This window comes from Halomonas sp. AOP27-A1-41 (assembly GCF_052378605.1).
GTDB lineage: Bacteria > Pseudomonadota > Gammaproteobacteria > Pseudomonadales > Halomonadaceae > Vreelandella > Vreelandella citrativorans.
Window position 1 is genome coordinate 41,453 of the sequence record NZ_JBQSXT010000025.1, and the last position, 12,476, is coordinate 53,928.

Consider the following 12,476-nt stretch of genomic DNA (forward strand, 5'->3'; position numbering starts at 1 on the left):
GCACTTCAAAAATAACTATTTTGCGGTTGCCTGCATCGCAATGGCGGTATCCAGCATACGGTTGGAGAAACCCCACTCGTTGTCGTACCACGCCATTACTTTTACCAAGCGACCATTCACACGGGTGTGATTGGCATCAAACGTTGATGAATGCGCATCATGGTTAAAGTCGATGGATACCAGCGGCTGAGCATTGACAGCCAGTACGCTCGAGTTGGCAGCGGCCTTTTCGAGGATCTGGTTGATCTCTTCCTTGCTGGTATCGCGCCCTGCGTTAAAGGTTAGATCCACCAGCGACACGTTAATCACCGGTACGCGCACGGCCAGCCCATCCAGTTTACCTTCCAGCTCAGGCAGAACCAAACCCACCGCAGCTGCGGCTCCGGTTTTGGTCGGGATCATGGAGTGATTGGCGCTGCGTGCGCGGTACGGGTCGGTATGATAAACATCCGAAAGATTCTGGTCATTGGTATAGGCGTGAACGGTCGTCATCAGGCCGTTTTCGATACCTATAGTGTCGTTCAGCGCTTTGGCGACCGGTGCCAGGCAGTTAGTCGTGCAGGAGGCATTGGAGACAACCTTATGCTCAGCAGTCAGCACGTCATCATTAACACCGACAACAATCGTTGCATCCGCATCCGGGCTGGGTGCCGAAATCAGTACTCGTTTAGCGCCCGCTTCCAAATGCTTGGCAGCGGCTTCACGTTTGGTAAACAGCCCCGTGCACTCCATGACCAAATCGATATTCATGGATGCCCAAGGGAGGCTGGCAGGGTCGCGCTCGGAAGAGATCGCAATCCGGTCGCCGTCAACGCTGATACTTTCTGCGTCGTGCTCTACAGTGAAGGGGAAATGCCCATGCACCGTATCGTGGCGTAGTAAATGCGAATTTAGCGAAGGATCGCCAAGGTCATTAATCGCCACTACCTGAATTTTGTCACGGTAATCGTTTTCATACAGGGCGCGTAAGACGTTACGGCCGATCCGTCCAAACCCATTAATAGCAACTCTGATCGTCATGCTGACACCTCATGCTCGGTGGTGGATGGCTTCATTCAAGTAAAAAAATTACCAAAAAGACACGCAAAAGCGTTTTAAAAAGAACAAAATCGCTTACAACGCTGCTTTACTGGCTATTGAATAACCTATTTGTAGTAAAATTACTATATTATCACTATGGTCGTCTACACTTCACGCCGACAATTAAGCAGTCACCTTGCCGTCTGACAACACTGGTTTTTTGCTTTTTTTTAATATTTAAGGAGAGCCTGCTCATGAGCCTATCGAATTCACCTTTGCCGCTTCGCCGTACCAAAATTGTTGCCACACTAGGCCCTGCCAGCGACCAGCCAGGTATTCTTGAGGCGATGATCACGGCAGGCGTCGATGTCGTTCGACTTAACTTCTCCCACGGCTCTGCCGATGATCATCGCCGACGCCTACAGGATGTTCGCGATATCGCCCAGCGCTTAGGTAAATGTGTTGCTGCACTAGGCGATTTACAAGGTCCTAAAATTCGCATCGCGCGTTTTGCTGAAGGCCCTATTCATTTATCAGTAGGCGAAGCGTTTATTCTAGACATGGCGCTGGATACCAATGCGGGCAACAGTGAACGCGTTGGTTGTGACTACCCATCACTTATTGATGATGTAGCCCCCGGCGACCGGTTACTGCTGGATGACGGCCGCGTTGTTCTGGATGTGACCTCCATTGCGGGCCAGGAAATACACACGAGTGTTCATGTGGGTGGCAAGCTCTCCAACAACAAGGGCATCAACAAACAGGGCGGTGGCCTTTCTGCTCCCGCCTTAACCGACAAAGACAAGGCCGATTTAAAAACGGCAGTGGAAATCGGCGTGGATTATCTGGCGGTCTCCTTTCCGCGTTCAGCAGACGATATGCGGGAAGCACGCGCACTGCTGGGCGAAGAAGGCAAAGAGATTGGCCTGGTCGCCAAGCTGGAGCGTGCCGAGGCAGTGGCGGATGATGAAACGCTGGACGGCATCATTATTGCCTCTGAAGCCGTTATGGTGGCGCGTGGCGACCTGGGTGTAGAAATTGGTGATGAAGCACTCATAGGCACCCAAAAGCGCATCATCAAACATGCCCGCTCGCTTAACCGCGCCGTGATTACCGCCACCCAAATGATGGAGTCGATGATCGAATCCCCGCTGCCCACACGCGCCGAGGTGTTCGATGTGGCCAATGCGGTGCTGGATGCGACCGACGCCGTTATGCTTTCAGCAGAAACGGCAGCCGGTGAATTTCCGGTAGAAACCGTTGAAGCCATGGACCGCGTTTGCTTAGGCGCCGAGCGCGAGCGGCTGGCACAGTCGTCTGGCCACCGCATGCATGAAGGCTTTGAGCGCATGGATGAAACCATCGCCCTTTCGGCCATGTACGCCGCGAACCATTTAACCGGCGTTAGCGCGATTGCCTGCATGACATCGACCGGTTACACACCGCTGATTGCCTCGCGCATTCGTTCTGGCCTGCCAATTGTTGGCCTGGCGCATAGTCCCGTTGCCCAGCGCCGCATGGCACTTTACCGTGGCGTGGTATCGCTCCCCTTCAACACCACCCAAATGGAGCCCACTGAAGTAAACCAGCAGGCGCTGAAATTGCTTAAAGCCTATGGCCTGGCGCGCCCGGGTGGGCATATTATTCTGACTCGCGGCGATCATATGAACGCTCATGGCGGCACCAACACCATGAAGATTATCGCTATTGAGCAGGAAACATCAGGAGAATAAACAATGAACGATGCCCGACCGCCTCGCCAAGCGCTACGTACCTTACCCGCTCAAAAGCGTATTGCGCTTATCGCCCACGATGGCAAAAAGAGTGAACTACTGGAGTGGGCGGAACGTTGGCAGGAGACGCTGCGCCAGCATCACTTAATGGGTACGGGCACCACCGCAGGCCGGTTAACTCAGCAACTGGGCTTGACCGTTGAAGGATTAATGAGCGGGCCGCTAGGCGGCGACCAGCAGATAGGCGCACGCATCGCCGAGCAAGAGCTCGATATATTGGTGTTCTTCTGGGACCCGTTTGCGCCACAGCCCCACGACCCCGATGTTAAAGCACTGCTACGCCTTGCCACGCTGTGGAATGTACCTGTCGCCAACAACGCAGCCAGCGCGGACTTCCTGCTCTCATCGCCCTATCTAAGTGAGCGCTACGATATGTCGATACCCGATGCTAACGCTTGGGCCAGCGCCAGGGTTTAACTTAAGGATTTAGCGCCCTTACCCACGCTGAAAAAGATGCCGCTTAACGACCTGCTGCCCGACGCCCCCCTGGCCTCGGGCAGCTTTTAGCGCACTGTTAAGCGTCAATTCTGCTATCCGATCATAATCCTGGTGCACCGAATTAATCGGCTGAGGCAAAAAATCCAGCAGGCGGTGATCACCAAAAGTGGCAAGCCGGATATGCCTGGAAAGCCCTCCACGTTCTAAAAACGCATCTAAAACGCCCTCCATCAAGGTATACGATGCGGTCACCAGTGCATCCAGCCCCTTGGGCTCGCTAAGCAGCTGTTGGGCAAGTTCCATCGCCTCACTACGCTCGTAGCGCTCAGCACTCAAATACACTTCCTCGATGTCGCGATCTTTTAACGCGGCCTCAAAACCGGCCCGGCGCTCACGACTAATAGACAGCTCAGGCATGGCATCAAGCCAGGCAACTCGCCGCGTATCCTGGTTAAGTACCGAGAGCGTTAAACGCTCAGCGGCGTCGTGATCATCACTAACGACACTGGAAAAGTAGTGGCTATCCAGCCCTCGGTCCATGCCCACCACGGCCCAGCCGTCACTCACCAATTCCCTATAAAATGGGTCAACGTCGGCCAGGCAGCTGGCAGTAATCAGTACTTCACAGCGCTGAGCGCGCAGGGCAAGCGCCAGAGCGCGCTCACTTTCGGCACAGTCATCCGAGCTTACAATCAGCAGCCGATATCCTTGCTCGCGCGCACCACGCTCCAAGCGCTTCGCCAAGCGTGCATAGCTGATATTTTCAAGGTCAGGCACGATTAAACCAATCAGCCGACTGGCACCTCGGCGCAGCGCCGCCGCCTGTGGATCAATCTGATATTGATGCTCACGAACAACGCTCATGACCTTTTCAATCGTGGCGGTACTGATACGACGCTGTTCAGCCTGCCCATTAATGACATAACTGGCTGTGGTGCGTGAAACACCTGCAAGCCGCGCAATATCGGCTAATGTCATGTTTTTTCTCCTTATAAGCCTGCAAAGTGTAACAGCGCCTTGACGAGACCCCCACCAAAGTCTAAAAACACACCCCTTGCGCCTTTAGCTGAATCGTTTCAGCATTATCATCATAGACGGTAGGCATCGATCAATACCGTTACTCGGCATTTGTGTCCTTTACGTCGCCGTCGAGCCGTTACCGGACTCGTCCTTATAGGAGAATTGCATGCTCACACTCGGTCCTAATGACATCTTGCTTGACCGCCACGCCAACAATTGGCAAGCGGCGCTGGATGAGGCCGCCCGGGTACTGGCTGACGCGGGGCTGGTTGATCCTGCCTATCGCGAGGGCCTGCATGCCCGTGAGGCGCAGTCATCTACCTATCTGGGTAATGCTATCGCCATTCCCCACGGCACGCCCGAAAGCCGCCAGCATGTTAAGCGGACTGGCGTTCGAGTACTGCAATTTCCAGAAGGCATCGAATGGCACGATGGCAACCGCGTCTATGTACTGGTGACGATTGCCGCACAAAATGATGAACATTTGGATATTTTGCGCGCCCTAACGCACGTACTGGACCGTGACGGCGTTGCTGAAGCGCTTGCCACAGCCCGCTCCACCGAGGACGTCGCTCGCCTGCTGTCTAAACCTGCCCCCGCGCCCAGACTGGATAGCGACACGCTTTGCCTGCAGTTTCCCGCACAGAGTGTTCAGGAACTGGCCCTGGCAGCGGCCGCCCGCTTACGCCAGAGTGGCTGCGTAGATAACCACTTTATTGCCGATATTGCGGCGAAACCGCCGGTTTGGCTGGGCGACGGTTTTTGGCTTGCCAGCAGCGCCAGCGGCGTCCAACAGCCTGCGCTGGGCGTGGCGACACCGGTCGAAGCACACATGGAAGAGAACGGCCATGCTGTTCACGGCCTGTTTTGCCTGGCAGCACAGGGAAGCGCGCACACCTCCCTGTTGGAGCAACTTCAGAAGGTGCTCGAAAACACCCCAAGCCGCGCGTTACTAAAGGCAGATGCCGCCCAAGTGCTGGCTCAGCTTGCAGGTGAAACAGCCAATACGCATACCCAGCGCGTGCGGGTATTAAATCCCCACGGCCTGCACGCCCGTCCGGCTAAACAGTTGGTGCAGGTAGCTCGAGCACAGGCCGTTGCGATTAACGTTCGCCTGGAAGAAGGCAGCCCCGCCAGCGTTTCCGCAGCGAGCCTGACCAAAGTCATCGGCTTGGGCGCACGCCGTGGCCAGTGGCTGGTACTTTCTGGCGAAGGCAGTGAAGCGCCACAGGCACTGGCCAACGTCGCGGATGCAATTGAAGGCGGCTTGGGTGAAAAGGTAGCGCCTTTTGACAGCGGCCGAGAGCAGCTGGCGACCCACCCTGCTCACGAGGAAACCGTTACGCCTTTGACAGCCGATACACCGCATACGGCGATTGCGGCCTCCCCCGGGCTTGCGATTGCGCCGGTGTTTGTTATTCGCCCTCAGCACTTTGATTACCCGGAACAGGCTGACAATCCCGACCGCGAACTGACCCGGCTGCACAATGCCATCCAGGAGGGCATTGCCCAGCTGGAAGCCCTGGTGCGCAATGCGCCGGGTGGCGAAGTGGCCGATATCCTCTCCATGCATGAAGAGATGCTGGATGACCCCGAGCTGCACCGCGCCGCCGAAGATGCCATTCGTGAAGGCCGTTCAGCAGAGGCGGCCTGGTGGGAAGCGATTGAAACCGCCGCCCACGCGCAAGAAATGCTTGCCGACCGCCTGCTTGCTGAGCGTGCCGCCGACCTGCGTGATGTGGGTCGCCGCGTGCTGAGTGTTTTGTGCGACACCCAACTTCCCGAGCCACCCAACCACCCCTACATTCTGGTGATGGACGATATCGGTCCTTCCGACGTAGCGCGCCTGGATACCTCCCGCGTGCGCGGTCTTTTGACCGAGCGTGGCGGCGCCACTGCCCACAGCGCTATTTTGGCCCGTGCGCTGGGCATACCCGCGGTGGTGGGCGCCGGCAAAGCGGTAATGGCCTTAGCCAATGCCAGCATGATGATTCTTGATGGTGAAAGAGGCCGCGTCATTCCTTCGCCTTCTGAGCAGCGCTTACGCCGCGCCGAGCAGCAGTTGCTTGATTTACAGACGCGTGAAGCCGATGCTTGGGAGCGGCGTTATGAACGCGCCCAAACCCGCGACGGCCACTACGTGGAGGTGGCTGCTAACCTGGGCAACACCGCTCATGCAGAAGATGCGGTTGAACGTGGTGCCGAGGGCGTTGGCCTGCTGCGCACTGAGTTCCTGTTTATGGCCCACTCAAGCGCCCCCGACCTTGCCACGCAAACCGCCGAGTATCGGCAGGCCATCGACGCCCTGAACGGCCGCCCGCTAGTGGCGCGCACCCTGGATGTGGGTGGCGACAAGCCCCTGCCCTACTGGCCAGTCCCCCAGGAAGACAACCCGTTTTTGGGTCTGCGTGGCATTCGCCTGGCGTTAACCGAGCCCGGCGTACTCGAAACCCAACTGCGCGCGCTTCTAATAGCAGCCGCCCCGGTAGCGGGTTCAGAAGAGACGCCCAGGCCGCTGCGGATTATGCTGCCAATGGTCAAGGACGTGGCTGAATTTCACGCCGCCAAAGCCATTTTTGACCGTTTGCTTGCGGAAATTCCCGCGGATGAGCGCGCAAACGACGTGCAGCTAGGCGTGATGATCGAGATCCCTTCCAGCGCATTGCTGGCACCAACGCTTGCCGCCGAGGTGGACTTCTTCTCGGTTGGCACCAACGACTTAACCCAGTACACGCTGGCGATTGACCGCGGTCATCCAGAGCTCTCTGCCCAGGCAGATGGCCTACACCCGGCGGTTCTGCGTTTGATCCAGATGACCGTTGACGCCGCTCATGCCCAAGGCAAATGGGTCGGCGTTTGCGGTGAGCTGGCCTCGGATACGGCGGCTATTCCCGTATTGGTTGGGTTAGGCGTTGATGAGCTTTCAGTTAGCGCCCGGCAAATTCCGCTGGTGAAAGCTCGCCTGCGTGAGTTCGATCTGGCCGATGCCCAAGCCAGTGCGCAACTGGCCCTAAGCCAGGCGACCAGCGCCGCTGTGCGCGACGCGCTGGAGGCACACTAATGGCCCGGGTTATTACCGTTACGCTCAACCCGGCGCTGGATTTGGCGTTTGATCTTGAAGAGTTAACGCTGGGCACGGTTAACCGCCCCAGGAACGCGCAGCTGGAAGCCGCGGGCAAAGGCGTTAACGTTGCACGAGTGCTGGCCTCGCTGGGCCATCACGTGGTGGTGAGCGGATTTCTCGGGCGCGATAACGATGGCCCCTTCCAACGGGCGTTTACCCAGCTGGGCGTTACGGATGCCTTTGTCCGCGTGCCGGGGGAAACCCGTATTAATGCCAAGCTGGCGGAAAAAAGCGGCCGGGTGACCGACATTAACGGCCCCGGTATCGGCGTAGACGCCACGCAAGTCGCCGCGCTTCTGAACCGCATTAAACAGCAGCTAAACGCTGAGCCTGCCGATGCCATTCTTGTGGCAGGTAGCCTACCCCCTGGCTTAAGCCTGACAAGTTTTGCCACGTTGCTGACTGAGCTAAAAGCCACCGGCGTGCCGTTATGGGTGGATACCAGTGGCGACGCCCTGCTGTGCGCTATTGAGGTAACCCCCGAAGCCGTTAAACCCAATGAATTGGAACTTGCCCACTGGGCCGGTGAGGCACTGGATGATCACGCCAAGCGAGTAAGCGCCACCTGCCGCCTTTATCAGGCAGGTATTGGCCAAGCGCTACTTTCTGCCGGGGCCGACGGCGTTATTTGGGTAAACGCCAAGGGCACCTGGCAGTCAACGCCGCCCCGCGTTCAGGCAGCCAATACCGTGGGTGCCGGCGATACCTTTGTGGCTGGCATGCTCCACGGCGTGCTCAGCCAGCAAAGTGACGAAGAAACACTGCGTTTTGCCACGGCACTTTCCGCCGAATCTGTTCGCCATGTTGGCGTGGGCAATGCCCACGCGGACGACTTTGCCGTACTCCTACAACATACTCAGGTCCAGCGCCTGCACGCCAGCCGCACCGAGGGAACGTCACAATGAATATTATTCTAATTACCGCCTGCCCCAGCGGCATGGCAACGACTTTTTTGGCTGCCCGACGCCTTGAACAAGCCGCTCAGCGCTTGGGTTGGAAAGTCCATGTAGAAATGCACGGAGAACTGGCACCGGTCGAGACCGCCAATGCCGAACAAATTGCCCATGCCGATTTAATTGTCGTAGCCGCCGAGCATGTACCCGCACCGGAGCGATTTGAAGGCAAACGCCTTTACCAGGCACCGATTGCTCAAGCGCTGCCTGACCCGGACGCGTTTTTAACCACCGCTAAACGCGAAGCGCCATTATATAGCACCCCGGTTGCTACCCCTCAAACAAAAGCGCCAGCCGCTGCAGGCGGCCAAACCATTGTGGCCGTTACCGCCTGCCCCACCGGTGTTGCTCACACCTTTATGGCCGCAGAAGCGCTGGCTGAGGCGGGCAACGCCATGGGCCACTCAATTCGAGTGGAAACCCAAGGCTCAGTCGGCGCCCAGGACAAGCTAACGGAAGACGAAATCGCCGCCGCCGACGTTGTCATTCTGGCCTGCGATATTGAAGTTGATCCAACGCGTTTTTCCGGTAAACGCGTGTACCGCACCTCGACCGGTACGGCGCTTAAAAAATCCCAGGCAACGATTGAAAACGCCCTAACCCAGGCCAGTGTGGAAAGTGCAGGCACGGCTAATACGGCTTCAAACGATGGCAAAAGCCTGAAAGAGAAAGGCGTGTATAAACACCTGCTCACCGGCGTGTCGTTTATGCTGCCCATGGTAGTGGCGGGCGGGCTACTAATCGCCCTGTCGTTTATGTTCGGCATCGAGGCGTTCGAGCAGGAAGGCACCCTGGCCGCTGCGTTAATGCAGATTGGCGGCGGCACCGCGTTTGCGTTGATGATTCCGGTATTAGCAGGCTATATCGCTTACTCAATTGCCGACCGCCCTGGTATTGCGCCGGGTATGATTGGCGGCATGCTGGCGGCGGACATTGGCTCGGGGTTTATTGGCGGTATTCTGGCAGGCTTTCTAGCCGGTTACGTAGCCCTTGCGGTCACTCGCCATGTGAAGCTGCCTTCGAGCATCGAGTCACTTAAGCCCATCCTGATTATTCCGCTGATCGCGAGCCTTGTGACAGGCCTGGTCATGATTTACATCGTGGGCGAACCGGTTGCCGCGCTGCTTAATGCGTTAACCAACTTCCTGGCGTCGATGGACTCCACCAATGCTGTATTACTGGGTATTTTGCTGGGCACCATGATGTGCTTTGACTTGGGCGGCCCGGTTAACAAGGCGGCCTACACCTTTGGTGTGGGCCTCTTGGCCTCAGGCACCTACGGCCCCATGGCCGCGATTATGGCGGCAGGCATGGTACCGGCCATTGGCATGGGTATCGCAAGCTTCGTGGCACGCAATAAGTTCTCCGAGCCGGAACGTGAAGCCGGCAAGGCTTCGTTCGTACTGGGGTTGTGCTTTATTAGTGAAGGCGCGATTCCGTTCGCGGCCAAAGATCCGCTGCGCGTTATTCCCGCTTGTATCGCTGGGGGCGCCGTTACGGGTGCACTTTCGATGCTGGTGGGTGCCCAATTAATGGCCCCGCACGGGGGTATTTTCGTCCTGCTGATTCCTAATGCAATCACCCCGCCACTGCTCTACCTGGGCGCCATTGTGGCAGGCTCACTCATCACTGGCCTGAGCTACGCCTTTATTAAACGCGGCGCCGCTCAAGTGGCCGTCGCCAGCTAAGTGTTAGCTCAACACGAGCAGGCGCAATGCCTGCTCGTGTTGAGCCCTGTATAAAAGCTGCTGACGTCATTGCTGTTTTATTACCTGTTTTATCGCCACGCTCAACGGATAGTTGCCCTTATCGCTTTTTTATGTAGTATTTTTACATAATCGATATCACCGCCATTTACCCCAGTTAATATTTGCTACTCAACAACAACGGACACGCGCTCTATGTTTCAACTCACCCGTAGCGTTACGTGGCAGGCGCTTGAACGCCTGCGCGACAAAACCCATAACGACCGCATCCGGGACTACTTCACTAACGACCCGAAGCGCTTTGAGAAGATGAACCTCAAGGTAGGCGGCCTGTTTCTGGACTATTCAAAGCATCATGTTTCCGACGAAGTGCTCGCCAAACTGATAGAGCTTGCTGACCATTCCGCGCTGGTGCAGCGCCGGGCACAAATGTTTTCTGGCGATATTATCAACGTTACCGAAAACCGTCCGGTACTACATACCGCACTGCGTAACCTTAGTGATGAACCGGTGTACGTCGATGGCGAAGACGTCATGCCGGAAATTACCCGCACCCGCGAACAGATCAAACAGTTTTCTGAAACGGTACGCAGCGGCGAATGGAAAGGTTACAGCGGCCAGCCGATCAAGGATGTCGTTAATATCGGGATTGGCGGCTCGGACCTTGGCCCTAACATGGCGGTGCGCGCGCTGCTTAAATATCGCCACCCAGAGATGCACTTTCACTTTGTATCCAACGTGGACGGCACGCATATCCAGAAGGTGCTTTCGCGCCTGGACCCGGCCACCACGCTGTTTATCGTCTCGACCAAAACGTTCTCCACCCAGGAAACGCTGCTCAATGCAAAAACAGCGCGGCGCTGGTTCCTGGAGAACGCCGGAAGCGACGCGGATGTAGGTGCCCACTTTGTAGCCGCTTCTACCAACCGCAAAGCGGCTATGGAATTCGGCATTCGTGAAGAGAACGTGTTCGAGTTCTGGGCGTGGGTGGGTGGGCGCTACTCCATGTGGTCCTCAATCGGCTTACCGATTGCGTTATCTATCGGTTTTGAAGGGTTTATTGAGCTGCTGGAAGGTGCCCACGAGATGGACCGCCACTTTATTGAGGCGCCTTTCTCCGAGAACATGCCGGTACTCATGGCACTTATCGGCATCTGGTATATCAATTTTATTGGCGCAGAAACCCAAGCCATCGTGCCTTACGACCAGGCACTTAACCAGCTGCCCTCCTTCCTGCAACAGCTGGATATGGAGTCCAACGGCAAATCGGTGGATATTTTCGGCCACCCGGTCAACTATAAAACCGGCCCGATTGTATGGGGGCAAACCGGCTCCAATGGTCAACACGCCTTCTTCCAGCTGCTGCACCAGGGCACGCGTTACGTACCTATCGACTTTATCGCCTCGCTCAAGCCGGAGCCTGGCATGGAAGACCACCACTTTGCGCTATTAACCAACATGCTCGCCCAGGCCAACGCTTTTATGGAAGGCAGTCAGGGCGACGGTAAAGAGTTAAGCCAGCACGACCCCTACAGCTGTCCCGGCAACCGTCCATCCAGTACATTACTGTTGGATGAACTCACTCCCCGCAATCTCGGCGCGCTAATCGCACTCTACGAGCACAAGGTCTTTGTTCAAGGCGTGATCTGGAACATCAACTCGTTTGATCAATGGGGTGTTCAGCTAGGCAAGCGCATTGCCGGTGAAATCAGCGAACGCATCGACACTAACGCAGCCGACTTTGATGCCTCGACCCAAGGGTTGTTAGAGTTGGTGCGGGCGCATTTTCCGGGTGGTGGTGCTGCTAAAGATAATAGCCAAGCTGAAAGTAGTAAAAAGGCGGCCAAGAAGAAGGATTGATTGATAAAGCCGTTTTAAATTCTTAAATATTGCTATTAAAAATGCCTTGGTAAAAGCCCAAGGCATTTTTTATTACTTCAACCCTATATTAGAACTGTTTAAATCTGATAAGCAGCATAGTGTCCTAACAATGGTTACAGAGCGTGAAGCACACAGACCACTTCGCGCTTTCTCCTGATTCTACTAAATATCGGGCATAAGCATAAATTTTAAAAGCCCACACCTAAATAAAAGGCTAAAAAATTTTAGCTGAAACCATGAGCTCATAGAATCATAAACACACATCTATTATGCTTGCGCCTTCTTATAGTTGATGTTTATTCGTATATTTTTTTATTTCTTTTTTCCAACGCTGTTTCTAAAACATCAAATACAGCTTTAAAACGTGGTATCCAATCTAAGTTATCCGCCTCCTCAGTCTTACTCTTAAGATAATTTCGAAGCTGCTCTTTATTTGCATTTGATTTAACCGTAAATGGCTTCAGCTTTCCTTCAACATCAGTATCAAAACCAACAAACCAGTTTGGATGTTCTTCATAGGCTTCAACTATCCAGCTATGGG

General features: G+C 55.7%; 9 protein-coding genes. 6 read left to right on the forward strand and 3 right to left on the reverse strand.

Features of this window, described 5'->3' with window-relative positions; translation table 11 throughout:
- Positions 1–15: 15 nt before the first annotated feature.
- Positions 16–1,020 carry a type I glyceraldehyde-3-phosphate dehydrogenase gene (gap, locus tag ACT3TC_RS14745; protein WP_444640585.1) on the reverse strand — a complete coding sequence of 335 codons (1,005 nt, stop codon included), beginning with the start codon at positions 1,018–1,020 and terminating at the stop codon, positions 16–18.
- Between the two features lie 254 nt (positions 1,021–1,274).
- Between gap and pyk the strand changes: the two genes are divergently transcribed.
- Positions 1,275–2,753: a pyruvate kinase gene (gene pyk, locus ACT3TC_RS14750; RefSeq protein WP_193055091.1), complete on the forward strand. Its 1,479-nt coding sequence runs from the start codon at positions 1,275–1,277 to the stop codon at positions 2,751–2,753.
- Positions 2,754–2,756: 3 nt separating this feature from the next.
- On the forward strand, positions 2,757–3,230 hold the full coding sequence (locus ACT3TC_RS14755; protein WP_444640587.1) for a methylglyoxal synthase: 474 nt from the start codon (positions 2,757–2,759) through the stop codon (positions 3,228–3,230).
- A gap of 18 nt (positions 3,231–3,248) precedes the next feature.
- On the opposite strand, the gene cra is transcribed toward ACT3TC_RS14755, so the two are convergent.
- Positions 3,249–4,229: a catabolite repressor/activator gene (gene cra / locus ACT3TC_RS14760; protein WP_444640589.1), complete on the reverse strand. Its 981-nt coding sequence runs from the start codon at positions 4,227–4,229 to the stop codon at positions 3,249–3,251.
- Between the two features lie 208 nt (positions 4,230–4,437).
- Between cra and ptsP the strand changes: the two genes are divergently transcribed.
- The 4 genes from ptsP to pgi all read left to right on the forward strand — a co-directional run bounded on the left by ptsP (position 4,438) and on the right by pgi (position 11,914).
- Positions 4,438–7,332: a phosphoenolpyruvate--protein phosphotransferase gene (gene ptsP / locus ACT3TC_RS14765; protein ID WP_444640591.1), complete on the forward strand. Its 2,895-nt coding sequence runs from the start codon at positions 4,438–4,440 to the stop codon at positions 7,330–7,332.
- Positions 7,332–8,300 carry a 1-phosphofructokinase gene (gene pfkB / locus ACT3TC_RS14770; RefSeq protein WP_444640593.1) on the forward strand — a complete coding sequence of 323 codons (969 nt, stop codon included), beginning with the start codon at positions 7,332–7,334 and terminating at the stop codon, positions 8,298–8,300. Before ptsP ends, pfkB begins: the two co-directional genes overlap by 1 nt.
- Positions 8,297–10,036: a PTS fructose-like transporter subunit IIB gene (locus ACT3TC_RS14775; RefSeq protein ID WP_444640594.1), complete on the forward strand. Its 1,740-nt coding sequence runs from the start codon at positions 8,297–8,299 to the stop codon at positions 10,034–10,036. Before pfkB ends, ACT3TC_RS14775 begins: the two co-directional genes overlap by 4 nt.
- A gap of 213 nt (positions 10,037–10,249) precedes the next feature.
- Positions 10,250–11,914, forward strand: coding sequence for a glucose-6-phosphate isomerase (gene pgi / locus ACT3TC_RS14780; protein ID WP_444640596.1), 1,665 nt, complete (start codon positions 10,250–10,252; stop codon positions 11,912–11,914).
- A gap of 317 nt (positions 11,915–12,231) precedes the next feature.
- Here the strand turns inward: pgi and ACT3TC_RS14785 are convergent.
- Positions 12,232–12,476 (reverse strand): hypothetical protein (locus tag ACT3TC_RS14785; protein WP_444640598.1); only part of this gene is annotated, 245 nt, incomplete at its 5' end.

Bases quoted from the DNA above. Each gene is read 5' to 3' on its own strand.
- gap (WP_444640585.1), bottom strand. From the start codon at position 1,020: ATGACGATCAGAGTTGCTATTAATGGGTTTGGACGGATCGGCCGTAAC.
- pgi (WP_444640596.1), top strand. From the start codon at position 10,250: ATGTTTCAACTCACCCGTAGCGTTACGTGGCAGGCGCTTGAACGCCTG.
- ACT3TC_RS14755 (WP_444640587.1), top strand. From the start codon at position 2,757: ATGAACGATGCCCGACCGCCTCGCCAAGCGCTACGTACCTTACCCGCT.
- ptsP (WP_444640591.1), top strand. From the start codon at position 4,438: ATGCTCACACTCGGTCCTAATGACATCTTGCTTGACCGCCACGCCAAC.
- pfkB (WP_444640593.1), top strand. From the start codon at position 7,332: ATGGCCCGGGTTATTACCGTTACGCTCAACCCGGCGCTGGATTTGGCG.
- pyk (WP_193055091.1), top strand. From the start codon at position 1,275: ATGAGCCTATCGAATTCACCTTTGCCGCTTCGCCGTACCAAAATTGTT.
- cra (WP_444640589.1), bottom strand. From the start codon at position 4,229: ATGACATTAGCCGATATTGCGCGGCTTGCAGGTGTTTCACGCACCACA.
- ACT3TC_RS14775 (WP_444640594.1), top strand. From the start codon at position 8,297: ATGAATATTATTCTAATTACCGCCTGCCCCAGCGGCATGGCAACGACT.